Below are 24,381 nucleotides of genomic sequence, written 5' to 3' on the forward strand. Positions count from 1 at the left end.
GCGCGGATACCAGCGCTTACCTGATTTCACCTGACCGCGACCTGAAGTGCCCGAAGCGGACACAAGTGCGGCCCACAATGGACTCGTCATCAACGCATGAAGGAGTTCCAGATGATCAGCAATTCAAAGAGCATGGCAGTCGCCGCAGCAGCGCTCGCGATGTGCATGGCCGCAGGGAGCGCCTTTGCGCAAGACCGTCATGGCGATGGCCGTCCGGGCGATGGCCGTCCAGGCGACGGACGCTATGAACAGCGCGACCGCAATTTCGACCGCCGGGGTGGTCCGCAAGGCGGTTACTACCGCGGCAACCAGGACTTCCGCGACGGCCGCCAGTTCGATCGCCGTGGCTTCCCGCAGCCGCATGCCGAATGGCGCCGTGGTGGCCGCGTGCCGCCCGAGTACCGTGGCCGCAACTACGTGGTGCAAGACTGGCGTGCCTACCGCCTCCAGCAGCCGCCCCGTGGCTATCAATGGGTTGGCGTGGGCGGGGACTTCGTGCTCGCGGCAATCGCCACCGGTGTGATCGCAAACATCATCGCTGGCCAGTAAACAGCCGGCCAGACAGCACAAAAACCGCCACAGGCAACTGTGGCGGTTTTTCTTTTGATGGAACGCCGGAGCGGGCGTTCAGACCAGCGCGGTGGGCGCCGATTGGGCGCACACATTGCGCCCGGTGATGGTCAACCGCAGGCCGCCACCATGCCACTCGAGCCAGTTGAGGCTCACGTACGCGTCGATGTCGGCGTCGTCGATGCGGTCTGCCTGGCGGCTTTGCAGCAGCTCTACCGTTGCGGGCAAGGCTCGTCTCAATCTCTCACGCCGCTCGGCTGCATTGGCCGCCTTGAGGGCGGCCCTTGTTTGCTGTTGCTGCTGCTGCGGGGTCGATGCCATTGCTGATCCGTTTCCAGGAAGCCAGGGAATTAACCCGAATGTACGCCCCTTGTGTGAAGCTGCATTCTTCTTTTTTAACCATTCTGTCGTCCGCAGTACACACCACGCCGCAGCCTCTGGACAGGCTCTAGATTTCGTAGTGAGAGGCCCTGGCCTCGTCGCCCAGAGCCTTCTCGACGACCGCGCGCGTCAGCGTCGGCGCGAACGACTCGATGAAGGCATAGACGTACTTGCGCAGGTAAGTGCCACGCCGCACCGCGAGCTTGGTGAGGTTGATGCCGAACAGCCGACCCGCATCGAGCGCGCGCAGCTGCGTGTCGCGCTCGGCTTCGTAGGCCACGCCGGCGACGATGCCAATGCCCAGGCCCAACTGCACGTAGGTCTTGATCACGTCGGCGTCCATCGCGGCCAGCACGATGTTGGGTTGCAGCCCGCGCTGCTCGAAGGCTTCGTCGATGCGCGAACGGCCCGTGAAGCCCGTGTCGTAGGTGATCAGCGGATAGCGCGTGAGCGCTTCGAGCGTCAGCGGCGCGTCGAGCAATGGATGCTCCGGCGGCACGATCACCGAATGCGTCCAACGATAGCAGGGCAGGGCAACCAGCTGCGGATAGTCGCCCAGAGCCTCTGTGGCGATGCCTACGTCGGCTTCGCCGTCGAGCAGCATCTGCGCGATCTGCTTGGGCGAGCCCTGGTGCAGGTGCAGCTTCACGTTCGGAAACTGCGTGCGAAATTCCTGCACCGCCACCGGCATCGCATAGCGCGCCTGCGAATGCGTGGCGGCCACCGAGAGCAGGCCGCTCTGCTGCGCGACGAATTCCTGGCCCGCATGGCGCAGGTTGCTGCTCTCCATCAGCATGCGCTCGATGATCGGCAGCACGTGCCCGCCGGGCTCGGTGAGCCCCGTGAGCCGCTTGCCGGCGCGCACGAAGAGCTCGATGCCGAGTTCCTCCTCAAGCTCGCGGATCTGCCGGCTCACGCCGGGCTGGGAGGTGTGAAGGGTGTGGGCGACTTCGGTCAGGTTGAAGCCGCAACGAACGGCCTCGCGTACCGAGCGCAGTTGTTGGAAGTTCATCTGGCGCGGAGGAGTCATCAGGGCCCCGGTTGGGGCCGACCGGCGATTCTCGGCAGAAGTGCTTATTCGGGGAACGATGCGTTTGTTGGTTTCACATGAGTAAAACATCTTTAAGGTGCTCCAGGAGTGGCTGCTTGAAATTTCGCACGGCTGTGCTAAAGTTCGCCGCATGGACGCCAAGACCCAGAAAAGCGAACTCACCCGCGCCGCCATCGTCGGCGCGGCGATGAATCTTGCGCTGGCCGAAGGCCTGGAAGCGATCACGCTGCAGGCCGTGGCCAGCCGGCTGGGCCTGTCCAAGAGCGGCGTGTTCTCGCGCGTGGGTTCGCGCGAGGCGCTGCAGAAGGCCGTCATCGAAGAGTACGGCCGCGGCTTCCTGGCCGAGGTGTTCGTGCCCGCCATGCAGAAGCCCAAGGGCCTGCCCCGGCTCAACGAGATCGTCGCGCGCTGGATCGCCCGCACGCGCGACGTCGAAATGCACACCGGTTGCCTCTACACAGCCGGCGCCTTCGAGTTCGACGACCGCGAAGGCGAGCTGCGCGACATGCTACTGGGCGAGATCACCCGCTGGCGCGCTGCGCTGCGTCGCACCGTGCTGCAAGCCATCGAGACCGGCGAGCTCAAGGCCGACACCGACCCCGCACAGCTCGTGAGCGAGCTCAACGGCCTGACCATGACCCAGCTGCACGACGCGCGCTTCCTGCGCGATCCGCAGGCGGCCGACCGCGCCATGCAGACCTGGCAACGGCTTCTTTCCAGCTACCTCGCCTGACCTGTTCACGAAGCAGGCGGATCTCTCACGTTTCCATTTGCCAGAATTTCGCACAGTCGTGCGATAAATAGGAGAAGCACCATGCTGATCATTGCCCTCTTTCTTGCCGCCTACGCGCTCGTCGTTGGTGCCAAGGGCCTTCGCGACACCTTGCGCAGCCTGCCCCGAAGCAACCAGGACTGGGTCTGGTACTGAACGCCCTGAAGGAACGCCACGTCATGACGAGCACTTCCACCCCGGCCGCCGGCCACGCCGCGCAGTCGAACTACTACAAGCCCAGCCGCACGATGCGTGCGCTGCGTTTCGGCCTGACCACGTCGCAGCGGCTCTGGCCCGCGCTGGGCGTGCGCGCCGCCTACCGCCTGTTCGGCACGCCGCTGCCGCCCAAGTGGCTCTACCGCGGCCAGGGCCCCGGCGCGGAATGGCGGCGCGAGGGCTGGGCCTTCGAAGACGCGAGCGTCGGCATCTACCACCTGGCTGCGCAGGACTCGGGTGCCGAGTCGGCGCCGGTGGTGCTGCTGGTGCATGGCTGGGGCGGGCACGCGGGGCAGATGCTGCCGCTCGCGCAGGCCGTGGCGGCTGCGGGCCTGCGGCCCGTGCTGCTCGAGCTGCCGGCGCATGGCCGCAGCGCGGGCACGATGAGCAACTCGCCGCAGTTCGCGCGCGCCATTGCCTACGTCACGGCCCGGCTCGTGGCAGATGGCCACGCGTTGCGTGCCGCAGTCGCGCACTCGCTTGGCGCCAACGGGCTTGCGCTCGCTGCGGCGCGTGGCCTGCCGGCAGAGCGCCTCGTGCTGCTCGCGCCGCCCGCTTCGCCGCGCGAATACACGCGCTACTTCGCGCACACCTTCGGTCTCAACGAAGCCACGCGCCTGTCGATGCAGCGGCTGTTCGAATCGCGCGAGGGCGTGCTGATGCCGCAACTGGAGCCAGCGGCGGTGGGCCCGCGCATCGCGCAGCCCACGTTGATCGTCCATGACCGCGATGATCGCGTGAACCGCTTTGCCGACGCCGAGGCGTATCGCGACGCGATAGCGGGCGCCCGGCTCGTGGCTACGCAGGGCTGGGGGCATCGCCGCATCCTCAAGGAGGCCGAGGTACTGGCGCAGGTCACGCGTTTCGTGGCGGCTGACTGAACGCGGCGCGCTACCAGGTAGGGTGGACGGGCGTGAACACCGGCCTGAACAGGTGCCGCCGCACGATCTCCCCATACCCCCGGTAGTAGAAGTTGCCGTTCGCCGCGAGCACCGCCGCGCGATGCCTGCGGAAATACACCGGTAGCTCGTACCAGGGCATGGTGGGCGCGCGGTGGTGCACGTGGTGCAGGTTGTTGAAGAGGTACAGCAGCCCGAACACGAGATTCGATTCGACGATGGCCACGCGCTCGTGCGGTGTGTCGGCCCAGCGATGCTCGGTGAAGGTGCGCAGCGACCCCAGCATCATCCCCGGGTACACGAAGTACAACAGGTACTCGCCGAAGCCCATGCCGCAGACGGCGGTCACGTAGTACAGCACCGGCGCCACGCTCAGCACATGCCAGAGCCACGTCGGCAGGCGCGAGAAATTGCCCGACAGCACCTGGGCGGTTTCGAAGTGCACCAGCTTCCACAGCCGCAGGAACGGCCCCAGCACCACGCGGAACGCGATCGTCTGGTTGGCCATGTAGATCCATCGCCACACCGGGCCGTAGCCCGCCCACGCAGGCGCGGAGTGGTAGGCACTTTCGTTGTCGCGCTCCGGGTGCGTGAGGTGGAAGTTGACGTGGTGCGAGCTGTGGCCGCGGTTGTAGAACGGATACGGCAGCCACAGGTTCAGCGGCGGCCACACCACCGCGTGGCGCAGCCACTTCGGCAGGTGGCGCATCGCATGGATGCTCTCGTGCTGCAAAGAGAAGTGCAGTTGCGCGAGAAAGCCGCCGGCAAGGAACAGCGCCCAGCCCGGCAGCGCCGCGTGCCACCACAGCAACGCGGCCCATGCGGCATAGAGCACGGTGGCCAGCAGCAGCGTGGGCACTTCGTAGTGCCACCACCAGTGCCGGCGTGTGCGTGCCAGGGCGATGGACGGGTCGGCAGTCGTTGTCATGGTGCGAAGGACTGCGATGCTAGGCATGAAGAACCTGTCTGCATGCGCGCATTTCGCATAAGCATCGGCGTGAAACTTCTTTCCCGCATTGGCGCTATGCGGTCTACGCTTGGTTTTCTTGCCGTTGTTCAGGGTGCGATCACGCCGATGGGGGACATTCGCGGAGGGGAGTACCCGGTGTCATTCGCACGCACCCCGAAAGCAAGTACACATGAATCCGACCAGGGCAAAAACCGTCACCCCCGCAGACCTGCAGGCTCTGCTGCTGCAAGAGCCCGCAGCCGAGCTGGCGCTGCTCGACGTGCGCGAAACCCGGTGGTTCGTCCAGCGCCACCCCAACCTCGCGCGCAACGCACCCTTCAGCGGGCTCGAGCTGCAAGCCGGCACGCTGGTGCCGCGCCGCTCCACGCCCGTCGTGCTCTACGACGACTACAACGCGCCCGACGGCGTTGCACAAGCCGCCGTGGCCGTACTCGCGCGCCTGGGCTACACCGACGTGCGCACGCTCGACGGCGGCCTGCAGCGCTGGGTGACCGAAGGCCTGCCCGCCATCGACGGCTACGGCACGTTGGTCAAGGCCTTCGGCGACCGCGTGCGGCTGCACTACGGCACGCCGGCACTGCCCATCGAGGCGCTGCGCGCACGCCAGCGCGAAGGCCGGCCGACCACGCTGGTCGATGCGCGGCCGCGCGCCGAGTTCGAATTTCTCTCGCTGCCCGGCGCGCGCAATCACGCAGGCACCGAGCTGGCGCTGCGCCGCTTCGAGCCGCACGGGGCCGATGACCATCTCTGGGCCATCAACTGCTTCAGCCGCACCCGCGGCATCATCGGTGCGACCACGCTGCGGCTGCTGGGCCGCGCGCCCGATGCAGTGTTCGTCGAGGACGGCGTCATGGCCTGGGGCCTGCAGGGCGCACCGACCGTGCAGAACGCAGCCCCCAGCGACGAATTGCCGCCCGAATCCCCCGAAGTGCTGCGCCGCATCGCCGACGACCTGCTCGAACGCTTCGCCTTGCCCGTGGCCGACGCCGCACAGCTCGCCCACTGGCGCGACGACAACGACCGCACCCTCTACGTCTTCGACGTGCGGCCTGCCGTCGACCCGGCCTTCGCGGGCACAGGCGTGCAGCAGGTACCGGGTGGCCAGCTGCTGATGCATTTCGAGAACCTCGTCGGCACGCGTGGCGCGCGCATCGTGCTGCTCGATGATCCGGCGCATCGGCTGCGCGCCGCCATCACCAGCTTCTGGCTCACGCAACTCAACCAGGCCGAGATCTACGTCTACGAAGGCGAGCTGGCACCGGACCAGGCACCGCCTGCCACCGCAGTGACGGTGAACGATGCCCCTTCGCATCTCGCCCCCGACGCGCTGGCCCAGTTGCGCAGGAACGGCGCCGTCACGGTGATCGACGTCGGCCCCAGCCTCGACTACGAGCGCGGCCACCTGCCGGGCGCGCTCTACATGCTGCCGGCCTCGCTGGCGCCACTGGCTTCGCACGCCGTGGCTGGTCGCACACTGGTCTTCACCTCGCCCGACGGCACGGCTGCCGCCCGCGTGGCGCGCGATGCGCACCAGCGCTGGCCAGGTTCGGGGGCGGTGTTCACCTGGCTCCAGGGCGGAACACAGGGCTGGAAGGCTTCTGGCAGGCCGCTCGCGACCGCTTTCGTGGCGGCCCAGCTGCTGACCCCCTTCGACGACGACTGGGGCTCGGTAATGCGCGTGTTCGGTCCGCGCCGCGATGCGGCCTGGGCCGACTACCTCGCGTGGGAACGCGCATTGGCAGAACGGGTCCTGCAGGACCCGTCCGTGCGCTTTCGCTTCTTTCCGCTCAGCGCGCCGGCGCAGGAGTCGGGTCGGGCAGCTCGATCTTGATGTCGAGCACTTCGAGGTTGTCCTGGGTCTCCAGGTGCACCTTGATGTCTTCCGCGTTGATGGACACGTACTTGGAAATCACCGCCACCAGCTCGCGCTGGAGTTCGGGCAGATAGTCGGGCCGCTTCTTGCCGCTGAGGCTGGACCGCTCGTGCGCGAGGATGATCTGCAGCCGCTCCTTCGCGACGCTGGCAGTCTTCTTCTTTTCGCCCAGCAGGAACGAGAGAAAGGACATGGACTACTTGCCTCCGAAAATCCGCTTGAAGAAGCCCGGCTTCTCGGCGTCGACGAAGCGCATCGGCTTGTCTTCGCCGAGAAAGCGCGCCACCACGTCGCTGTAGGCCTGCGCCACGTCGGTTTCCTTGTCGTGGATCGCGGGCACGCCCTGGTTGGAAGCGTGCAGCACGCTTTCCGACTCGGGGATCACGCCGATCAGCTTGATGCGCAGGATGTCCTGGATGTCTTCGAGCGACAGCATCTGCCCGCCCGCCACCCGGTTCGGGTTGTAGCGGGTGATGAGCAGGTGCTCCTTGATGGGCTCGCTGCCGTCCTTGGCGCGCTTGGTCTTGCTGCTGAGCATGCCCAGGATGCGGTCCGAGTCGCGCACCGAAGAAACCTCGGGGTTGGTCACCACCAGCGCCTCGTCGGCGAAGTGCATGGCCATCATGGCGCCGGTCTCGATGCCCGCGGGCGAGTCGCAGACGATGTATTCGAAGTCCATCGCGGCGAGGTCGGTCAGCACCTTCTCCACGCCTTCCTGCGTGAGCGCTTCCTTGTCGCGCGTCTGCGATGCGGCCAGCACGAACAGGTTGTCGCACTGCTTGTCCTTGATGAGTGCCTGGCTCAGGTTGGCTTCGCCCTGGATGACGTTGATCAGGTCGTACACCACGCGGCGTTCGCAGCCCATGATCAGGTCGAGGTTGCGCAGGCCCACGTCGAAGTCGATCACCGCCGTCTTCTTGCCCGCGAGCGCGAGGCCCGACGCGAAGCTGGCGCTGGTCGTCGTCTTGCCGACGCCGCCCTTGCCCGAAGTCACCACCACAATTTTGGCCATGGCCATTCCTTCTTGTTTCGATTCAGTTGTTGCTTGTCAGGGTCGCCGCGTTCCTTGAGCCGGTGATCCGGGTCATGGAATAGCGTCGATCGCAATTTTCTTGCCGTCCAGCCGCACCTGGGCCGACTTGCCCAGCACCGTGTCGGGCAGCGGCACCTCGTTGGTCCGGTAGATGCCCGCAATGGCCACCAGCTGCGCTTCCATGCAGGTCGAGAAGATCCGCGCCTCGGTGTTGCCCCGTGCGCCGGCAATGGCCTTGCCGCGCAGCGGTGCGTACACATGCACGTTGCCGTCTGCGATGACCTCGGCGCCGAAGCTCACCACCGCCGTCACCACCACGTCGCCGCCCCGGGCGTACACCTGCTGGCCCGAGCGCAGTGGCTTGTCGATCAAGAGCGTGCCATTGGCCGGCACCGGCACCTCGCGCACGATCTGCGGGGCTTCCGAGGCGGGGGCCTCGGCTGGCGGCGCCGGGGCGCGGGGTGCGGGGGCTGCGGGCATGGCCGCCACCGAAAGGCCGGCAGCCCGGGCCGCGGCGTTCTGCCCGGCATTGCCGCCGCGCACCGCGATGGGTTGGGTCTGGTGGCGCGCCAGCAGGCTGCGCAGGGCGGCAAAGTCGATGTCGCCGACGGCTTCGCCACCCTCGCCCTGTGCTTCCTGCAGCAGCGAGAGGTCGATCACCACCGGCTCCTGCTCGAAGAAGTCGGGCGAATCGGCCAGCTGGGCGTCGAGTGCCTCGGCCAGCACGTCCAGGTCGGACGTCTTGAGGATCACTGCGATCAGCGGCAGCGTGGCGCTCTTGAATTCGAAAACCGCCTTGGTGCGCGCGGCGGAGACATCGGCCATTGGAAAACGTCGGTGCGAAAAGCGTTGGAGTCTAACGGGCGCGGGCCAAACCCCGGTGACCTGCCCCCGCAACAGGCCCCTCGGAGAACACTTCTTTCATGAGGTTGCACTTTTCCGGGGGCTTCGCTTCAGTTCTTCGAACGGCCCAGCAGGGCGTAAAGAATGATCGCGCCGAAGGTCGCGGTACCGATGCCGCCAAGAGCGAAGTCGCCGAACTTCAGCGTGAAGTCGCCCGTGCCGATGATCAGCGTGATGGCCGCCACGATCAGGTTCTTGTTCTGCGAGAAGTCGACCTTGTTGTCGACCCAGATCTTGGCGCCGGCAATGGCGATCAGGCCGAACACCACGATGCTCACCCCGCCCATCACCGGCAGCGGAATCGCCTGGATCAGCGCGCCGAACTTGGGGCTGAAGCCCAGCACCAGCGCGATGACGGCCGCCACCACGAACACCGCCGTCGAGTAGATGCGCGTGGCCGCCATCACGCCGATGTTCTCGGCGTAGGTGGTCACGCCCGTGCCGCCCGCGGCACCGCTCACCACCGTGGCAATGCCGTCGCCGATGAAGGCGCGGCCCATGTACGGGTCGAGGTTGCGGCCCGTCATGGCCGTCACCGCCTTCAGGTGGCCGAGGTTTTCGGCCACAAGGATGATCGCCACGGGTGCGATCAGCAGCATCGCGTTGGCCGTGAACACCGGCGTCGTGAAGGTCGGCAGGCCGAACCACGCCGCGTTGGCAATGCCGCTCAGATCGACCGGCTTGCCCATGCCCATGACGTTGGTCAGCACCGCATAGACCACAGTGGCCAGGATCAGCCCCACCAGGATCAGCAGGCGCTGCAGCATGCCGCGCGCGAACACCGCCACCAGGCCCACGCAGAGGAAGGTCACGGCCTGCATCCACGAGTCGAAGTTGCTGGCCGCCATGTTCTTGATCGGTACGCTCGCCAGGTTGAGGCCGATCACCGCCACCACCGCGCCCGTGACCACCGGCGGCATGAAGCGCTCGATCCAGCCCGTGCCGACGGCCTGCACGATGGCCCCGATCAGGATGTACACCACCCCGCAGGCCACGATGCCCCCCAGAGCCACCGCGATGTTGGCGTTTGGCCCCTTGCCCGCATAGCCGCTGGCCGCGATCACCACGCCGATGAAGGCGAAGCTCGAGCCCAGGTAGCTGGGCACCTTGCCGCCGGTGACGAAATAGAAGATCAGCGTGCCGATGCCGCTCATCAGGATCGCGATGTTGGGGCTGAACCCCATCAGGATCGGCGCCAGCACCGTGGCGCCGAACATCGCGATGACGTGTTGCACACCCATGGCGCCGGTCTGCAGCCAGGGCAGCCGCTCGTCGGGCGCGATGACCGCGCCGTTGGCCAGCGAGGACGCGGGCCGTTCAGTCCAGTTGAACATTTCTTGTCTCCTCTTGTTGGTTGTTGGTGGGGCGTGATTGTGGTCGATGAACCCCGCGCTGAACACACCGCAAGAGAAGAAGGAATGGCAGCCGCCCGCCGTCGCACTCTGCCTCAGCGCGGCTGCAGCACCGCCATCGTGATGCGCGACACGCAGGTCAGTTCGCCCGCCTCGTTCGTCAGGTCGATCTGCCAGACCTGCGTGGTGCGTCCGCGGTGCACCGGCCGCGCCGTGCCGATCACCCAGCCGCTGGTGACGGAGCGGATGTGGTTGGCGTTGATGTCCAGGCCCACGGCGCGGTCGCCTTCGGGGGCCGAGTAGTGGGCGCCGCAGGAGCCCAGCGTCTCGGCCAGCACCACCGACACGCCGCCGTGCAGGATGCCGTAGGGCTGGCGGGTGCGTTCGTCCACCGGACAGCGGGCGCGGATGAAGTCGTCGCCCACCTCCAGGAATTCCATGCCCAGTGTCGATACGACGGTGCCCACGTGGTTGCGCGTCAGCGCCTCGACGGAGATTTCTTTTTTCCAGATACGCATGGCGTGCTTCTTTCTTTGTGCCTGTAACAGTGGCCAAAACTATAGCGATGGCGACTGACAAACCGAGTCGCCTTTGCGTGTTACCTTGAATCGATGAAGCACCCCGTCCGCCGCTGGCTCATTGGCATTGCCGTCGCACTGCTGCTGGGCGTGGGCGTGCTGGTGTGGGTGGTGAGCGCGCGCCTGCCCACCGACGACGAGGTGGCCGCGAAGATCGCCGAAGGCTTCGAGAAGCGCTTCGGCGTTGCCCTGAAGGTGGGCGGCGCCCACTGGTCGCTGCTGCCGGTGCCCGTGCTGGTGCTGTCCGACATCGCCACCGACCAGCCGCGCCCCATCACCCTGCGCCGCGCCACCCTGCGGCTGCAGCTTGCACCGCTGCTGCAGCGCGTCATTGCCGTGGACGAGATCGAAATCGAAAGCCTGGTGCTGCCGCGCGCCTCGGTGCGGGCGTTCCGCGGCAAGGGGCCCAAGCCGCAGGAGGGCAGCGGCAACGTCGTCGCGCTGCCCGCGCCATGGACGCTTGCCCCCGTGCCCGTGGAACTGCTGCGCTGGCGCGACGTGGTCTGGATCGACCGGCGCGACATCTCGCTGGCCTACGACGGCGACGTCCGCTTCGACCCCGGCTGGCGCCCGCGCCAGGCCCGGCTCGAGCGCGCCAGTGTCACGCCACCCGTGCGCCTGCGCCTGGACCGCCAGGCCGGACAGGACCGCTGGCGCACCCGCATCGACGCGGGCGGAGGCACCTGGAACGGCGTCTCCCGCCTGGAGACACTGCCCGACGGCAAGCTGCAGTTTTCCGCCGAACTGGAGCCACGCCAGATCGACATCGAGAGCCTGGTGCAGGCCTTCGACCGCCGCACCTCGGTGGCGGGCAAGTTCTCGGGCAACACCACGCTCGTGGCCGAGGCCGGGAGCTCCGAGGAACTGGGCACGCTGATCCGCAGCCTGCACACCCGCACCACCTTCTCGGTGCAGCCCGCCACGCTCACCAAGCTGGACGTGGCCAAGGCCGTCGCCACTGCAGGCGTCAGCCGCGGTGGCACGACGCAGCTGGACGAGCTCACCGGCACAGTCGACACCCAGGGCACCGAAGACGGCGTGGTGATCCAGTACACCAACCTCAAGGCCCGCTCGGGCGTGCTCACGGCAAGCGGCAACCTGAAGCTCTTCAACCGCAAGCTCGACGGCGAGATCGCGGTGGACCTTGTCGACGGCGTGATCGGCGTGCCGCTGAAGATCGGCGGCACCGCGAGCGACCCCGAGCTCTCACTGACCGGCGCCGCGCTCACCGGCGCGGCCATCGGCAGCGCGGTGCTGCCGGGCGTGGGCACGGCCATCGGGGCGCGCGTGGGGCAGCAGGTGGAGAAGATGTTCGGCGGGAGCAAGCCGAAGCCCAAGCCCAAGCCGGCGCCCAGGCCGCGCACCGGCCCTAGGCAAACGCCTTGATCGCCGCCGGCACCGTCAGCACCGCCGTGTAGTACCCCATGAACTGCACGCCGGTGTTGAATCCGATCGCGCGCGACAGCAGCCCGCCCAGCAGCCCCATCGTCAGGATCACCAGCAGCCCGAGCAGCTGGCCTTCCCATACGCTGATGACCACGATCAGCCCGACGAAGGTCGCGATGATCGCCTCGTGGCTCACCTTGCGCGACACGAACAGCGCCGCGCGGCGCGCGAAGTTCATCGTGAACGGATAGGCCACCAGGGCAGCGAGCACCACCGCCAGCATGCCGTAGCCCAGGAACTCCCAGTGGTTCAGCAGGTTGTGCAGGTTGTGCGTCTGGCCGGTGGCCGCATCGATGGTGAACACCGGCGGCGCGTTGAACAGCGGCGCGGCCGGGCCGGCCGCCACAGGGCTCAGCGGCAGGCCGATGGCGATCAGCGGGATCAGCGCCTCGGCGATGTAGGTGGCCTCGGTCACGCCGTTGCGCGCGGCCAGCGTGGTGGTGAGCCGGTGATACGCATGCTTGATGCGCGAGCCCACCAGTTCGCCCAGCACCACGGTCATCGCGACCGGGCTGAACACGAAGGTGGCGCTGGAGATCGCGGCCGTCGCGAAGGTCCACTTCACCTGCGTGCGGTCCAGCACCTTGAACGGATTCGGGAAGTAGCCCGACCAGCCCTTCACGTCGGGGGCGAGCGAGAAGGTGCGGACCTTGTCGCGCTTCATGCGTGCGCGCGCCGCCGGCGAGATCACCGAGAACAGGTCGGCCACCAGCGGCCCGATGGCGATGCCCAGGAAGTAGCTGATGCCGAGCTTCACGCCGTACTTGCCGGTGAGCGCCTGCAGCGCCACGATCACCATCACGAACGGCACCAGCGTGGCCACCGAGGCCCAGCGCCCGCTGGAGAAGTACGCGATGGCCACGGCCGCCACCACGAAGATCCACGGGGCTGCCTTGGTGATGGCCGCGCCGTAGGGCGCCAGCAGCACCGCGAACAGCACGGCCAGCGGCACCGCGATGAAGGCCGCGATGATCGCGCCCGACACCATCTTGCGCAGCGCGATGTGCGGCACGCCGAGGTTGCGCAGCACGTTCGCATCCTGCAGCAGCGGCGTGGCCATGGTGTCGCCCGGAATGCCCAGCAGCGCGGTGGGCACCGCATGCGTCATGTGCTTGGCCACGGCCGCCGCCAGGAAGAAGGTGAACACGCCTTCGGGCGGCACGCCGAGCAGCACCACCAGCAGGGTGAGCGGCGCGAGCGTGGTGGTCTCGTCGGTGCCCGAGACCAGGCCGATGGCCGCGAACACGACGGCGCCGACCAGGCCCATGCCGGTAGCCACGAGGATCTGGTTCAGGAGTGCGGCATCGATCATGGCGCGGCTCCTTCGGTGCGGCGAGCGCGGGGCTTGTACGACGCGAACAGGTCGTGGATTTCGAGTTCCTTCATCTCGCGCACCACGGCGGGCGGCAGGTCGTCCACCGAGCCGAGGTCGCCTTGCTCGCCGGCCAGTTCGGCCAGCACCTCTTCGCGCCAGCGCGGATCGGCCGCTGCTCCTTCGCCGACTTCGCGCTTCGGCGTGAAGAGCTTCGCGCAGATCAGGCCCGACACCACGCAGCCGCTCAGGCCGGCGAGCATGGCGTAGGCCCGTGCCAGCTCGGGCGTGCCGACAGTGCTCATGAGCACGCGGCTGGCCACGAGGTAGCCCGTGAGGCTCACCGCGATGCCGATGACGATCGACCACGCGAGGTGGCCCAGGTCGGCCGTGTCGCCCCATATCTCCACCAGCCGCCAGCGGGCGGGCGTTGTACTGTCTGCACTCATTTTTCGATGTCTCCGTCTGTGGTTATCTGACGGCCGTCTTGCGTGGCCGCCGCGGTGCTCGTCTGCTTACTTCTTGCGCAGCGCTTCGAGCAGTGCGACCGCGCGGTCGGTGCGCACGTCGTGCTCGGCCGCCATCTGCTTCGCGATGCTGTCGACCTCGTCCCCGGTGGCGCCCGCGACCAGCGCGATGTTGCGGGCATGCAGCGCCATGTGGCCGCGCTGGATGCCTTCGGTGGCGAGCGCGCGCAGCGCGCCGAGGTTCTGCGCGAGGCCCACGGCCACCGCGACTTCGCCCAGCTCCTGCGCCGACTTCACGTCGAGGATCTTCAGCGCGAGCCGTGCGAGCGGGTGTGTCTTGGTTGCACCGCCGACCAGGCCCACCGGCATCGGCATCTCGATGGTGCCGACCAGCGCGCCCGCGGTGTCCTTCTCCCAGGTGGTCAGCGAGGTGTAGCGCCCGCTGCGGCAGGCATAGGCATGCGCGCCGGCTTCCACTGCGCGCCAGTCGTTGCCGGTCGCGACGATCACGGGATCGACGCCGTTCATGATTCCCTTGTTGTGCGTCGCCGCGCGGTAGGGGTCGATGGCCGCGAAGGTGTATGCGTCGATCACGCCCTCGACTACCTCTTCGCCGCTGCGCTCGCGCGTGGCCAGCACCGAGGGTGCCAGCCGCACGCGGGCGCGCGCCAGCCGCAGATCGGCCAGGTTCGACAGGATGCGCAGCCGCACCGTGCCGCCCGTGAGCTTCTCGACCAGCGGCGAAACCGCCTCGGCCATGGTGTTGACGGTGTTCGCGCCCATCGCGTCGCGCACGTCGACGATCAGGTGCATCACCACCATCGCGCCGCGCGGCGTGTCGCCGAACACATGCACCTCGATGTCGCGGCAGCCGCCGCCCAGGCCGATCAGTACCTTGTCGCGGCTGTTCGCCACGGCAAGGATTTGGTCGCGCGCGCGCAGCAGCGCCAGTCGCGCGCCGTACGGGTCAGTGATGCCGATCACCTGCACCTGTGCGCGCATCAGCGGGCCAGTGCTCGAAGCCTCGAAACCGCCGCCCTCGCGCGCCAGCTTGGCCATGAAGGAGGCGGCGGCCACCACCGAGGGCTCCTCCACCGCCATGGGCACGAGGTAGTCGCGCCCGTTGACGGTGAAGTTGCCGGCCACGCCCAGCGGCAGCTCGAAGGTGCCGATCACGTTCTCGACCATGCCGTTGGCGCGGTCTACGCGGAGGGCGCCAGGCTGGGCGAGCAGCGCCACCTCTTCGTCGCCCAGGGACGCGGCCTGCGCGATGTGGGCCAGGCGCTGCGCGGGCGTGAGTGCGCGGAAGTTGGGAATGCGGGAATCGGCGACCATCGTTGCTTGTCTCTTCGGAAGATGAATTCGGAGCAGGCAATTTAGGTCGGCTGTACCGCCGGTGGAAGGCACAGTTTGGCGGGACAGTGCGGACAGTGGTGCGCGAAAGCGGGCCGCTGTGTCACAGTCGGCGCCCATGACCACCATTGCCGATTCGCTCGCCGAGACTCTCGCGCGCCAGATCGCCAGCGGCGCCTACAAGGCCGGCGACAAGCTTCCTTCTTTGCGCGAGCTTGCGCAGCTTCATCGCTACGCCAAGAACACCGTCGTGGCCGCCTTCGAGCTGCTGGTGTCGCGCGGGTTGGTCGAGCCGCGCCGCGGTTCGGGCTACTTCGTGCTGCCGCAGCAGGTGGTCAAGCCGGTGGAAGAAGACGCCGGCAGTCTCGGCCGCGCCATGGACATCGTGTGGCTCATGCGCGAGCAGCTCAAGACCCAGCCCGACGCCATTGCGGTGGGCGATGGCTTTCCACCAGTCGAATGGCTGGCCGACGTGCGGCTCGACAAGTACCACCCGAAGGTGGTCCGCACGGGGCTCGGCGCGCTGTTCCGCTACGGCAGCCGCTTCGGCTATGCGCCGCTGCGCGACCATCTCGTGCGCAAGCTGGCCGACTTCGGCATCGGCGCCGAGCCGCGGCAGATCGTGCTGACGCACGGCGCCAACGAGGCGATGGACATCGTCATCCGCTACTTCGTGCCTCCCGGCGGCAAGGTGCTGGTGGACGACCCTGGCTACTACCCCCTCTTCGGCAAGCTCAAGCTCGCGGGCGCGCAGGTGCTGGGCGTGCCGCGTCTGGCCGACGGGCCCGACCTCGAGGCGCTGGAGCGCCTGCTCGTTGCCGAGCGCCCGCGCCTGTTCTTCACGCAGTCGATCGCGCACAACCCCACGGGCTCCGACATCTCGCCCGCCAAGGCCTTCCGTGTGCTGCAGCTCGCGCAGAAGCACGACCTGCTGATCGTCGAGAACGATCCGCTGGCCGACTTCAAGCCCACTTCGCTGCCGCGCCTGGCCGCGCTCGACCAGCTGGAGCGCACGATCTACATCGGCAGCTTCTCCAAGTCGTTCTCCGCAGCGCTGCGCGTGGGCTTCATCGCCTGCGGCGCCGACCTGGCGAGCGACCTCGCGGACCTGAAGGCGCTGATCCACGTGAGCAGCTCGGAGTATTGCGAGCGCACGGTCGACGTCATCCTGAGCGAGGGCCACTACCAGCGGCACCTCAATCGCCTGCAGGCGCGGCTCGGCGAGGCCACGCGCAACGCGATCAAGCTGTTCGACTCGGTCGACGCAGAGGTGTTCGCGCGCACCCCGCAGTCGCTCTACGTGTGGGCCGCGCTGCCCGGCGTGGCCGACTCGCTGGCCTTCGCGAAGGAGCTGCTGCCACGCAAGATAGTGATGGCGCCGGGGCGCATCTTCAGCGTCGACTCGACGCAGGTGTCGCGCTGGTCGCGCTTCAACGTGGGCGCCATGGCCGACCCGCGCTTCGCCAAGGCGCTGCGTACCACGCTGCGCTTCTTCAGCGCTTGAACTCCCCGTGGCGACCGGCGCCACCGGCGAAGCGCGCCGCGCCGGCTTCGCCTTCGGCGAAAACCATCGGCACGCCCTGCGCACCCTCGCGGCGCAGCGCCTCGGCCAGCGGCATGTCCCACTGCGCGTAGGCGGAGCGGCGGTCGGCCAGCATGCATTGCTGCGGGAATGCAGAGAGCTGGTGAGCCAGTTCCTGCGCGGCGGCCAGCGCACCGCTGGGCGGCGTCACGCGGTTGACCAAACCCATCGCCAGCGCCTCGGGCGCGCCCACCGGACGGCCCGAAAGAATCATGTCGAGCGCGCGCCCCATGCCCACGATGCGCGGCAGCCGCACCGTGCCGCCGTCGATCAGCGGCACGCCCCAGCGGCGGCAGAACACGCCGAACACCGCGTCGTCGTCGGCCACGCGCAGGTCGGCCAGCAGCGCGAGTTCGAGGCCGCCCGCCACCGCATAGCCGTTCACCGCCGCGATCAACGGCTTCGACAGCGCCATGCGCGTCGGCCCCATCGGGCCGCTGCCACCGCCTTCGGTATCGAGCTCATTGCGCCGGGCCGGGTCGCCTACGGCCGAGAGGTCGGCGCCTGCGCAGAAGTTGCCGCCCGCGCCGGTCAGCACCGCGACGCGCAGTGCGTCGTCGGCTTCGAAGCGCTCGAAGGCCTGGCGCAATTCGGCGGCCACCACGCCGTCGACCGCATTGCGTTTCTCCGGGCGGTTCAGCGTGATGGTGCAGACCGTGCGGTCCACGTCGTACGCCACGTACTGCATGGCCATGCGTGCATCCTTTCGGGCTAAATTACATTAGCGGTCGCTCGGTTGCATCGTAGGAAATATTTCTCTGTTTCGCAATTATGGACAAAGTATGTAATGTGCCGGTCGCCATCCCCAGCGCGCCGGAGCTGATCCTCGATCTGCTGGTGGCTGATGGCGGCACGCTGAGTTCGCAGGCGCTGTGCCGCGCGGGCGAGCTCATGGGCATCGGTGAATCGACGCTGCGCGTGGGCCTGACGCGGCTCGCGGCCGAGGGCAAGATCGCGCGCGGCGAGCGAGGCAGCTACGCGCTCAACCGCAAGGGCCCGGCACTGTCGCGCGCGGTCGACGACTGGCGGCACAAGCAGGCGCAGGCCGTCGCGTGGCGCGGCGACTGGCTCGCCGTGCACGACGCCGGCGTGCCGCGTGCCGACAAGACGGCGTGGCGCCATCACGCTCTTGCGCTGTCGCTGCGCGGCTTTGCGGCGCTGCGGCCGGGGCTGCTCATCCGGCCCGACAACCTCGCGGGTGGGCTGGAAGGCGAGCGCGTGCAGCTGGCGGCCCTGGGCCTGTCGCGCACCGCCCTGGTGTTCCGGCTGGCCGATCTGGACGATGCTGCGCAGGCCGCCGCACGCAAGCTTTGGAATGTGCGTGCGCTGACGGCCGATTGCAGCCGCCTGCAGACGGGCCTGGAACGCAGCGAGAAGCGGCTGCGCACCCAGCGGCTCGAAGTGGCCACGCGCGAGTCGCTGCTGCTGGGGCGTGCCGTGATCGCGCACCTCATCCGCGATCCGCTGCTGCCGGCCGAACTCATGTCGCCCGAACCGCGCGCCGCGCTGCTCGCCGCCACGCGGCGCTACCAGGACAAGGCGCTGGTCCTCTGGCGCAAGTGGCTGGCGCTGCCGTAGGCCTTCAGTGGACGGTGCCCAGCTCGTCGAACTGCACCACGCCTTCCTTCATGACCAGCGGAATGCGCTCGCCCTGGCCCAGCAGGCAGCCGACGTCGCGCAGCGGGTTGCCGTCCACCACCAGGATGTCGGCCAGTGCACCGGGCACCAGCCGGCCCAGGCGTTCGCTCATGCCCAGCACCTCGGCCGCGACCGTCGTTGCGCTGGCAATGGCCTCGGCGGGTGACAACACTTCAGCGCGCAGGCGGAACTCGTCGCTCTGCAGGCGCTGCGATTCGCCCAGCAGGTCGGAGCCGTAGCCCATCTTCACGCCCGCTGCCTTGTAGATCTCCAGCGAGCGCAGGCCGGCCTCGCGCACGCTGGCCACCTTGGCCACGCTTTCCTTCGGCAGCCCGAAGCTCTCGCCCTCGTTGGCCAATGCGTCGTAGGTGACCAGCGTTGGCACCACATACGCGCCGAGCTGCGCCATGAGTTCGGCCGTGGGCGCATCGACAAGGTTGCCGTGCTCGATGGTGCGCACGCCGCAGCGCACGGCCCGCGCGATGGCCTCGGCGGTGTAGGCGTGTGCCATCACATAGGTGCCGCGCCCGCGGGCCTCTTCGACGATGGCGCGGATCTCGTCCTCGCTGTAGCCGAAGGCGCCCACCGGGTCGGTCGGGGAGGCCACGCCGCCGGAGGCCATGATCTTGATCTGGTCCGCGCCCATCTGCAGCTCCTCGCGGACGGCACGGCGCACCGCGTCCACGCCGTCGACCACGCGCGCCAGCGCACCGACGCGCACGCAGGTGGCGCACGCCCCGTCGTTGCTCATCAGGTAGTCGGAGCGCGCGCGCATGTCGCCGTGCCCGCCGGTCTGGCTCAGTGCGCGGCCGGAGACGAACAGGCGAGGACCCTGCGCCAGCCCCGATTCCACCGCCTGCTTGAACGCGAAGCCCGCACCGCCCGCGTCGCGCACCGTGGTGAAGCCACGGCGCAGCATGCCGCGCAGCATGGGCACGCTGCGCAGCGTGATGAGCACGTTGGGCATGTGCACCTGCCGCGAGAGATTGAGCTCCACCGCGATCACGTGCACGTGCAGGTCGATGAGGCCGGGCATCACCGTCTTGCCCTTCACGTCGATCGTGCGCGCCGAGGGGCTGTGGATAGGCTTGTCGGAAACCTCGCGGACCACGCCGCCTTCGACCAGGATGTGGTGGGTTTCCAGCAGCTCGGGGCGCTGCGGGTCGAGCAGGTTGGCGTTCTTGAAAAGCACGGTGTTCGTCATGCCGTGGACTCCTTGGTCTGTTGTGCCATCACGGCGGGCAGCGCCAGCTGCGCGAACACGCGCGCGGGCTCGATGTGCCCGGTGTCGTACCAGTTTTCCTCGTGCAGCATGTTGAGCGTGCCCAGCGTCTCGCCGCGCCAGCGCAGCGGAATGTTCAGCACGCTGCGGCAACCCAGCGACACGATGAGCTCGTGGTCGTAGAACACGTCGCGCAGGTCGTCGGCGTTGCGGCCGATGTAGGGCAGGCCGCGCTGCATCACCTGCTGCATCCACGGCGAATCGGTGATCGGCTTGCGCCCGCCCACCGGGTAGGCCTCGCGCATGTTGGTGTAGATGCGTTCCGACTCGCGCGCCTCGCGGTGGTGCACCAGGATGGTGAAGAGCCGGTGGCCGATGGTCGCGGCCACCGCCTTCTCGAGCGCGTCGAAGGTGGCCTGGGGTTGTTGCGTGTCGGCATGCGCGCGCGCGACGGCCGACAGCGATTCATCGAGAAGCTTGGGTTGCATGGATGCCCTGAGTCAGGAAAGTTCGGCGGCCGCAATGTCTTCCAGCGAACGGCCGCGCGTCGGGATGCCCATGAAGGTGACGGCCGCCGCGCCCAGCAGCAGCACTGCCGTCGTCATGCCGAACACCCCCGCGAAGCCCAGCGCCGGATAGATGAAGCCCACCAGGATAGGCGCCGTGATGCCGCCGATGCGCCCGATGGCCGACGCCAGGCCGGAGCCGGTCGCGCGCACCTGCGTCGGAAAAACCTCCGGCGTGTAGGCATAGACGCCCGCATAGGTGCCGTTCATGAAGAAGGACAGCAGCACGCCCGCCGCCATGATCTGCCCGTCGCTGTGCGTGAAGGCCAGCCCCAGCGCCGAGAGCCCGCCCAGCAGCATGTAGCTCACGATGGTGGCCTGCCGGCCGATCTTCTCGTTGAGCCACGCGGCCGAGAAGTAGCCCGGAATCTGCGCGAGGTAGATCACCAGCGAGTAGCCGAAGCTCTTGGTGATCGTCATGCCGTTCTGGATCAGCAGGCTCGGAATCCAGGTGAAGAACGAGTAGTAGCTGAAGGTGATCGCCAGCCACATCAGCCAGGTCATGGTGCTGATGCGGATGAGCTTGCCGGAGACCAGCGTGGCGTAGTTCTTCAGCAGGCTGCCGCGGCTGTTGCTGGGCGGCGGGGCGGCCACGTCCTCTGCGTTGAGCGCGGGCAGCGCAAGGCCGCGCTGCACGGTCTCGGACTCCATCGCGTCCACGATGGTCCCGGCCTCGGCCTGCCGCCCCTGGCTTTCCAGCCAGCGCGGCGACTCGGGCAGCGCGCGCCGCCACCACAGCAGCAGCACCACCGGCATCGCGGTGATGAAGATGACGATGCGCCAGCCCTGCGGATGCGCCGGCACGATGAAGTAGCCCAGCAGCGCTGCCGCCACGAAGCCGAACGAGAAGAAGCCCGCCAGCGCGCCGGTGAAGGTGCCCCGGTAGCGGCGCGCCACGAACTCCGACAGGTAGGGCGCGATGATCGCGCTCTCGGCGCCCGCGCCGAAGCCGGCCACGATGCGCAGCCCGAGGAACACCGTCCAGCTATCGACCATGCCGCTGAAGAGCGACGCCACGCAGTAGATCGCCAGTGCCGACATCATCACCACGCGCCGCCCGAACAGGTCGCCGCAGGTGCCGGACGCGAGGGCGCCGAAGAAAAAGCCGATGAAGTTCGCGCTGGCCAGCACGCCGATCTGCACGCTGCTGAGCCCCCATTCGGTGCGCAGCACCGGCAGCACGAAGGCGATCACCGCGGCGTCCATCGCGTCGAAGGTGTAGCCCAGTCCTCCCATGAGGAGCAGGCGCCGATGGAAACCGGAGAACGGCAGGCGCTCGATGCGGGCCGACAGCATGGTCATGTGAATCCCTCGACTTCGGTGGTGCAGAGAAGCGGCAGATCGTAGGATCGCGGGGATATCACGACAAATTTATACGTGTGATTGTGTTTATTGATTCAGTGAATGGTCAGGCCGCACGATGAACTACCGCTCCGCCGATCTCAACCTGCTGAAGGTGTTCGAGGCCCTCATGACCGAGGGCAACGTCACGCGTGCAGCCAGCAAGCTGTCGCTGACGCAGCCCGCGGTCAGCAACGCGCTGCGCCGGCTGCGCGAGACCTTCGACGACGCGCTGTTCGTGCGCAGCGGGGCCGGCGTCAACCCGACGCGGCGGGCCATCGACCTGTGGGAGCCGCTGTCGCAATCGCTGCATGCGATTCGCGGCACGCTCGACCTGGAGCGCTTCGATGCGCTGCGCAGCACCGCCAGCCTCAGCATCGCGATGTCCGACTACGTCTCGGGCATCGTGGTGCCGCGGCTGGCCAGCAAGCTCAGCAAGGCGGCGCCGTCGATGCTGATCCACGCCATTCCCAACACACTGGTGGATTTCGACAAGGTGCTGGCCGACAACAAGGCCGACTTCGCAATCAGCGTCTACAACGAGGAAGTGCAGCGGCCGGCGTTTCTCAAGTCGAGGGCGCTGTGGTCACCTGACTTCGTGTGCGTCATGCGCACCGGGCATCCGCTGGCGCGCGCCGACAGGATTCCGCTGAAGAAATTCCTCGCGGCGCGCCATGTGGACGTGAGCCTTGTCGGCAAGACCACGCCGACCTACGACCTGTTCCTGCACAGCCGAGGGCTGCAGCGCAACCTGGTCGCGACGGTGAACCACTACGGCGCGGCGTACGAAGTGGTGCGCCGCTCCGACCTGATCGCGGTGCTGCCGTGGTCCGAGAAGTTCGAGCCCGCGCGCCTGGCCGGCCTGCGCCGGATGCCCGTGCCGCTGGAGGCACCGGCGCGCGTCATCGAACTGTTCTGGCACCAGCGGCACGAGACCTCCGCGTTGCACCAGTGGCTGAAGAACACGCTGCTGGCGCTGTTCGAGCAGCCTTCGTGATGATCAGGCGCGCAGCCGCACCACCTGCAGGTCGTCATCGGCAAGGGCGTGCAGGCGTGCCACGTCCGCCGCGCGTCGCGTGAGCACCGCGCGCTGGTTGATGTAGCCCTTGTCGGTGATCTCGCCCGCATCGAGGCTCGGCGGCTCGGCCAGCACCAGCGCGCAGGCCGGGCATTGCGAGGAGCCCGCGCCTTCGTCGCGCAGCGAACGCAGCACGCCGGCGATGCGCTCGCCCATGGCCTCCGGCGGCAGCGCCGCGCCTTGCGGGCTCGCAAACACCAGCATGCCGATCTCGTCGCGGTCGTGGCCGGTGAGCACCACGTCCTGCGCATGCGGCGCGAGCATCGACACCAGCTTCACGCGCAGCGTGCCCACCGACACCCAGGTGCCGGTCGAGAGCTTGAAGTCTTCCGCCACGCGGCCGTTGAAGATCACGCCATGCGCGGGCTGCACCGGGTTCGCGAGAAAGCCGGCGTCGCCGATGCGGTAGTAGCCTTCTTCGTCGAAAGCCTGCGCCGTTTCGCGCGGCGCATCGCGGTAGCCGGGGAACACCGAGACGCCCTTGACGCGCATCTCCAGCTTCTCGCCGTTGGGCACGAACTTCAGCTCCAGCCCCGGCAGCGGCGCGCCGATGCAGCCGGCGCCGTCGAGCTTCCAGTGCGCGGAGGTGATGGCGGGCGAAGTCTCTGTCGCGCCCCACGAGGTGGTGAGCCACAGCGGCCGCGTGGGCCGCACGCGCTTTGCCACCGCTTCGAGCCGCTGCCAGGTGGAGGGCGCCAGCGCCGCCGCCGCATAGAAGGCAAGCCTTAGCCGCGAGAACACTTCGGCGGCCAGCGCGTCGTCGGCTTCGAGAAAGGGCAGCAGCATGTCGAAGCCGCGCGGCACGTTGAACAGCAGCGTGGGCTTCACCTCGCGCAGGTTGCGCACCGTCTTCTCGATCAGCCCCGGCGCGGGCCGGCCCTCGTCGATGTAGAGCGCGCCGCCGTGGCACAGCACCATGTGCAGGTTGTGGTTCGCACCGAAGGTGTGGCTCCAGGGCAGCCAGTCGACCAGCACCGGCTTTTCCTGCGCGAGGAAGCGCCAAGTCTGCGCCATCATCTGCTGGTTGGCGCAAAGCATGCGGTGCGTGTTGATGACCACCTTGGGCTTGCCGGTGGAGCCGGAGGTCAGCAGGTACTTGGCGTGCGTATCGGGCAGCACGTCGGCGAAGGCCTGCATGACGGCGGGTGTTTCCTTCGCTGCGAGCAATCGTTCAAACCCGATCGCACCGGGATGCGCATCGGCGTTGCGGCTGAACACCGTGACCGCTTCCACGCCACAGCCCGCGAGCGATGCGCCGTATATCTTGGCGTCGGATGCATAGATCAACGCGGGCTTCAGCGCCTGCAGCATGCCGTGCAGTCGCGACGGGTCCTTGGCCATGCGCGAGTAGGCGCTGGAGAGCGAGCACGCGGTGCGGCCGATGTGCATGGTCGCGAGCATCAGCACGGCATGGTCTATGGCGTTGTCCGAGAGGATCACCACCGGCTGGCCTGCCGGCAGGTTCAGGTCGAGCAGGGCTTGCGCCACGGAGCCGACTGTTTGGCGCAGCGCACGGTAGTCGAGCTTGCGCCAGCCTTCGCCTGTTTCGTCGCGCTCGGCGAAGGCCAGTGCGTCGGGCGTTTCCGTGGCCCACCGTTCCAGCCATTCGCCGATGCAGCGTGCGTAGGGCTTCAGCGCCATTGGCGAGCGCAATGTGAACGAGCCGTCGTCGAAGTCGATGCGCACCGTGCGGGGTGGGGCGATCAGGCTTTCGTCATTGAGGAAGTCGGTCATTTCAGTGTTCCGGGGTTTGTTCAGGGCGTGTGCGAATGACACCG

24 protein-coding genes are annotated in these 24,381 nt (G+C 67.9%); 8 read left to right on the forward strand and 16 right to left on the reverse strand.

The annotated features are described in order from the left end of the window. The first annotated feature begins 111 nt into the window (after positions 1-111). The gene (locus ACZYSP_RS20700; RefSeq protein ID WP_093076666.1) at positions 112-549 is read left to right on the forward strand and encodes an RcnB family protein; all 438 of its coding nucleotides are present in this window, start codon (positions 112-114) and stop codon (positions 547-549) included. Positions 550-627: 78 nt separating this feature from the next. Here the strand turns inward: ACZYSP_RS20700 and ACZYSP_RS20705 are convergent, their stop codons facing one another. Beyond that, the gene (locus tag ACZYSP_RS20705) at positions 628-891 is read right to left on the reverse strand and encodes a hypothetical protein (RefSeq protein WP_093057093.1); all 264 of its coding nucleotides are present in this window, start codon (positions 889-891) and stop codon (positions 628-630) included. A 127-nt stretch (positions 892-1,018) separates the two neighbouring features. Further along, positions 1,019-1,963, reverse strand: coding sequence for a CysB family HTH-type transcriptional regulator (locus ACZYSP_RS20710; RefSeq protein WP_093057169.1), 945 nt, complete (start codon positions 1,961-1,963; stop codon positions 1,019-1,021). Between the two features lie 169 nt (positions 1,964-2,132). On the opposite strand from ACZYSP_RS20710, the gene ACZYSP_RS20715 reads away from it, so the two are divergent. Continuing rightward, positions 2,133-2,735, forward strand: a complete 603-nt coding sequence (locus ACZYSP_RS20715) for a TetR/AcrR family transcriptional regulator (RefSeq protein WP_093057092.1) — start codon at positions 2,133-2,135, stop codon at positions 2,733-2,735. A 218-nt stretch (positions 2,736-2,953) separates the two neighbouring features. Then, on the forward strand, positions 2,954-3,871 hold the full coding sequence (locus tag ACZYSP_RS20720) for an alpha/beta fold hydrolase (RefSeq protein ID WP_426390980.1): 918 nt from the start codon (positions 2,954-2,956) through the stop codon (positions 3,869-3,871). Positions 3,872-3,881: 10 nt separating this feature from the next. Here the strand turns inward: ACZYSP_RS20720 and ACZYSP_RS20725 are convergent, their stop codons facing one another. After that, positions 3,882-4,817 carry a fatty acid desaturase gene (locus ACZYSP_RS20725; protein ID WP_489016249.1) on the reverse strand — a complete coding sequence of 312 codons (936 nt, stop codon included), beginning with the start codon at positions 4,815-4,817 and terminating at the stop codon, positions 3,882-3,884. Between the two features lie 211 nt (positions 4,818-5,028). Between ACZYSP_RS20725 and ACZYSP_RS20730 the strand changes: the two genes are divergently transcribed. After that, positions 5,029-6,690: a rhodanese-like domain-containing protein gene (locus tag ACZYSP_RS20730; RefSeq protein ID WP_489016251.1), complete on the forward strand. Its 1,662-nt coding sequence runs from the start codon at positions 5,029-5,031 to the stop codon at positions 6,688-6,690. On the opposite strand, the gene minE is transcribed toward ACZYSP_RS20730, so the two are convergent. From minE to ACZYSP_RS20755, 5 genes are all read right to left on the reverse strand, one after another. After that, positions 6,647-6,925 (reverse strand): cell division topological specificity factor MinE, encoded by a 279-nt coding sequence (minE, locus tag ACZYSP_RS20735; protein ID WP_093057088.1) that lies wholly within the window; start codon positions 6,923-6,925, stop codon positions 6,647-6,649. The two genes, ACZYSP_RS20730 and minE, sit on opposite strands and share 44 nt — an antisense overlap. A 3-nt stretch (positions 6,926-6,928) precedes the next feature. Beyond that, positions 6,929-7,744: a septum site-determining protein MinD gene (minD, locus tag ACZYSP_RS20740; protein WP_093057168.1), complete on the reverse strand. Its 816-nt coding sequence runs from the start codon at positions 7,742-7,744 to the stop codon at positions 6,929-6,931. A 72-nt stretch (positions 7,745-7,816) separates the two neighbouring features. Continuing rightward, entirely contained in the window at positions 7,817-8,590 is a 774-nt protein-coding gene (gene minC / locus ACZYSP_RS20745) for a septum site-determining protein MinC (protein ID WP_097197515.1), read from the reverse strand. A gap of 128 nt (positions 8,591-8,718) precedes the next feature. Then, positions 8,719-10,002: a solute carrier family 23 protein gene (locus ACZYSP_RS20750; RefSeq protein WP_093057086.1), complete on the reverse strand. Its 1,284-nt coding sequence runs from the start codon at positions 10,000-10,002 to the stop codon at positions 8,719-8,721. 113 nt (positions 10,003-10,115) lie between these two features. Beyond that, positions 10,116-10,538: a hotdog fold thioesterase gene (locus ACZYSP_RS20755; protein WP_489016255.1), complete on the reverse strand. Its 423-nt coding sequence runs from the start codon at positions 10,536-10,538 to the stop codon at positions 10,116-10,118. A 93-nt stretch (positions 10,539-10,631) separates the two neighbouring features. Here ACZYSP_RS20755 and ACZYSP_RS20760 point away from each other — a divergent pair, with 93 nt between their 5' ends. Then, complete coding sequence (locus ACZYSP_RS20760; RefSeq protein ID WP_489016257.1) at positions 10,632-11,984, forward strand: AsmA family protein; 1,353 nt, start codon at positions 10,632-10,634, stop codon at positions 11,982-11,984. On the opposite strand, the gene ACZYSP_RS20765 is transcribed toward ACZYSP_RS20760, so the two are convergent. From ACZYSP_RS20765 to ACZYSP_RS20775, 3 genes are all read right to left on the reverse strand, one after another. Further along, the gene (locus ACZYSP_RS20765) at positions 11,968-13,356 is read right to left on the reverse strand and encodes a tripartite tricarboxylate transporter permease (RefSeq protein WP_093057083.1); all 1,389 of its coding nucleotides are present in this window, start codon (positions 13,354-13,356) and stop codon (positions 11,968-11,970) included. The genes ACZYSP_RS20760 and ACZYSP_RS20765 overlap by 17 nt on opposite strands. Continuing rightward, positions 13,353-13,805, reverse strand: coding sequence for a hypothetical protein (locus ACZYSP_RS20770; protein WP_489016260.1), 453 nt, complete (start codon positions 13,803-13,805; stop codon positions 13,353-13,355). Before ACZYSP_RS20770 ends, ACZYSP_RS20765 begins: the two co-directional genes overlap by 4 nt. Before the next feature lie 66 nt (positions 13,806-13,871). Next, positions 13,872-15,158 carry a hydroxymethylglutaryl-CoA reductase, degradative gene (locus tag ACZYSP_RS20775; protein WP_489016262.1) on the reverse strand — a complete coding sequence of 429 codons (1,287 nt, stop codon included), beginning with the start codon at positions 15,156-15,158 and terminating at the stop codon, positions 13,872-13,874. Positions 15,159-15,294: 136 nt separating this feature from the next. Between ACZYSP_RS20775 and ACZYSP_RS20780 the strand changes: the two genes are divergently transcribed. Continuing rightward, positions 15,295-16,680, forward strand: coding sequence for an aminotransferase-like domain-containing protein (locus ACZYSP_RS20780; protein WP_093057080.1), 1,386 nt, complete (start codon positions 15,295-15,297; stop codon positions 16,678-16,680). On the opposite strand, the gene ACZYSP_RS20785 is transcribed toward ACZYSP_RS20780, so the two are convergent. Then, entirely contained in the window at positions 16,670-17,452 is a 783-nt protein-coding gene (locus ACZYSP_RS20785) for a crotonase/enoyl-CoA hydratase family protein (protein WP_489016264.1), read from the reverse strand. The genes ACZYSP_RS20780 and ACZYSP_RS20785 overlap by 11 nt on opposite strands. Before the next feature lie 77 nt (positions 17,453-17,529). Here ACZYSP_RS20785 and ACZYSP_RS20790 point away from each other — a divergent pair, with 77 nt between their 5' ends. After that, the gene (locus ACZYSP_RS20790; protein WP_489016266.1) at positions 17,530-18,336 is read left to right on the forward strand and encodes a PaaX family transcriptional regulator; all 807 of its coding nucleotides are present in this window, start codon (positions 17,530-17,532) and stop codon (positions 18,334-18,336) included. Positions 18,337-18,340: 4 nt separating this feature from the next. Here the strand turns inward: ACZYSP_RS20790 and ACZYSP_RS20795 are convergent, their stop codons facing one another. The 3 genes from ACZYSP_RS20795 to ACZYSP_RS20805 are packed head-to-tail and all read right to left on the reverse strand — an operon-like array spanning position 18,341 to position 21,486. Beyond that, positions 18,341-19,600 carry a metal-dependent hydrolase family protein gene (locus ACZYSP_RS20795; protein WP_489016268.1) on the reverse strand — a complete coding sequence of 420 codons (1,260 nt, stop codon included), beginning with the start codon at positions 19,598-19,600 and terminating at the stop codon, positions 18,341-18,343. Further along, positions 19,597-20,106, reverse strand: coding sequence for a GAF domain-containing protein (locus ACZYSP_RS20800; RefSeq protein WP_489016270.1), 510 nt, complete (start codon positions 20,104-20,106; stop codon positions 19,597-19,599). The genes ACZYSP_RS20795 and ACZYSP_RS20800 overlap by 4 nt, the downstream gene beginning before the upstream one ends. Before the next feature lie 12 nt (positions 20,107-20,118). After that, positions 20,119-21,486: an MFS transporter gene (locus ACZYSP_RS20805; RefSeq protein ID WP_097197508.1), complete on the reverse strand. Its 1,368-nt coding sequence runs from the start codon at positions 21,484-21,486 to the stop codon at positions 20,119-20,121. A gap of 118 nt (positions 21,487-21,604) precedes the next feature. Here ACZYSP_RS20805 and ACZYSP_RS20810 point away from each other — a divergent pair, with 118 nt between their 5' ends. Continuing rightward, positions 21,605-22,522: a LysR family transcriptional regulator gene (locus ACZYSP_RS20810; RefSeq protein ID WP_093057074.1), complete on the forward strand. Its 918-nt coding sequence runs from the start codon at positions 21,605-21,607 to the stop codon at positions 22,520-22,522. 3 nt (positions 22,523-22,525) lie between these two features. Here ACZYSP_RS20810 and ACZYSP_RS20815 read toward each other — a convergent pair whose 3' ends face one another. Further along, positions 22,526-24,337 carry a feruloyl-CoA synthase gene (locus tag ACZYSP_RS20815; RefSeq protein WP_489016273.1) on the reverse strand — a complete coding sequence of 604 codons (1,812 nt, stop codon included), beginning with the start codon at positions 24,335-24,337 and terminating at the stop codon, positions 22,526-22,528. Positions 24,338-24,381 lie beyond the last annotated feature (44 nt).

It is taken from the genome of Variovorax sp. F042 (assembly GCF_057814215.1).

Coding starts and splice junctions, on each gene's coding strand:
- ACZYSP_RS20800 (WP_489016270.1), bottom strand. CDS start 20,106: ATGCAACCCAAGCTTCTCGATGAATCGCTGTCGGCCGTCGCGCGCGCG.
- minE (WP_093057088.1), bottom strand. CDS start 6,925: ATGTCCTTTCTCTCGTTCCTGCTGGGCGAAAAGAAGAAGACTGCCAGC.
- minC (WP_097197515.1), bottom strand. CDS start 8,590: ATGGCCGATGTCTCCGCCGCGCGCACCAAGGCGGTTTTCGAATTCAAG.
- ACZYSP_RS20810 (WP_093057074.1), top strand. CDS start 21,605: ATGAACTACCGCTCCGCCGATCTCAACCTGCTGAAGGTGTTCGAGGCC.
- ACZYSP_RS20765 (WP_093057083.1), bottom strand. CDS start 13,356: ATGATCGATGCCGCACTCCTGAACCAGATCCTCGTGGCTACCGGCATG.
- ACZYSP_RS20770 (WP_489016260.1), bottom strand. CDS start 13,805: ATGAGTGCAGACAGTACAACGCCCGCCCGCTGGCGGCTGGTGGAGATA.
- ACZYSP_RS20730 (WP_489016251.1), top strand. CDS start 5,029: ATGAATCCGACCAGGGCAAAAACCGTCACCCCCGCAGACCTGCAGGCT.
- ACZYSP_RS20790 (WP_489016266.1), top strand. CDS start 17,530: ATGGACAAAGTATGTAATGTGCCGGTCGCCATCCCCAGCGCGCCGGAG.
- ACZYSP_RS20760 (WP_489016257.1), top strand. CDS start 10,632: ATGAAGCACCCCGTCCGCCGCTGGCTCATTGGCATTGCCGTCGCACTG.
- ACZYSP_RS20785 (WP_489016264.1), bottom strand. CDS start 17,452: ATGGCCATGCAGTACGTGGCGTACGACGTGGACCGCACGGTCTGCACC.
- ACZYSP_RS20720 (WP_426390980.1), top strand. CDS start 2,954: ATGACGAGCACTTCCACCCCGGCCGCCGGCCACGCCGCGCAGTCGAAC.
- ACZYSP_RS20815 (WP_489016273.1), bottom strand. CDS start 24,337: ATGACCGACTTCCTCAATGACGAAAGCCTGATCGCCCCACCCCGCACG.
- ACZYSP_RS20700 (WP_093076666.1), top strand. CDS start 112: ATGATCAGCAATTCAAAGAGCATGGCAGTCGCCGCAGCAGCGCTCGCG.
- ACZYSP_RS20750 (WP_093057086.1), bottom strand. CDS start 10,002: ATGTTCAACTGGACTGAACGGCCCGCGTCCTCGCTGGCCAACGGCGCG.
- minD (WP_093057168.1), bottom strand. CDS start 7,744: ATGGCCAAAATTGTGGTGGTGACTTCGGGCAAGGGCGGCGTCGGCAAG.
- ACZYSP_RS20710 (WP_093057169.1), bottom strand. CDS start 1,963: ATGAACTTCCAACAACTGCGCTCGGTACGCGAGGCCGTTCGTTGCGGC.
- ACZYSP_RS20805 (WP_097197508.1), bottom strand. CDS start 21,486: ATGACCATGCTGTCGGCCCGCATCGAGCGCCTGCCGTTCTCCGGTTTC.
- ACZYSP_RS20775 (WP_489016262.1), bottom strand. CDS start 15,158: ATGGTCGCCGATTCCCGCATTCCCAACTTCCGCGCACTCACGCCCGCG.
- ACZYSP_RS20705 (WP_093057093.1), bottom strand. CDS start 891: ATGGCATCGACCCCGCAGCAGCAGCAACAGCAAACAAGGGCCGCCCTC.
- ACZYSP_RS20725 (WP_489016249.1), bottom strand. CDS start 4,817: ATGACAACGACTGCCGACCCGTCCATCGCCCTGGCACGCACACGCCGG.
- ACZYSP_RS20715 (WP_093057092.1), top strand. CDS start 2,133: ATGGACGCCAAGACCCAGAAAAGCGAACTCACCCGCGCCGCCATCGTC.
- ACZYSP_RS20780 (WP_093057080.1), top strand. CDS start 15,295: ATGACCACCATTGCCGATTCGCTCGCCGAGACTCTCGCGCGCCAGATC.
- ACZYSP_RS20755 (WP_489016255.1), bottom strand. CDS start 10,538: ATGCGTATCTGGAAAAAAGAAATCTCCGTCGAGGCGCTGACGCGCAAC.
- ACZYSP_RS20795 (WP_489016268.1), bottom strand. CDS start 19,600: ATGACGAACACCGTGCTTTTCAAGAACGCCAACCTGCTCGACCCGCAG.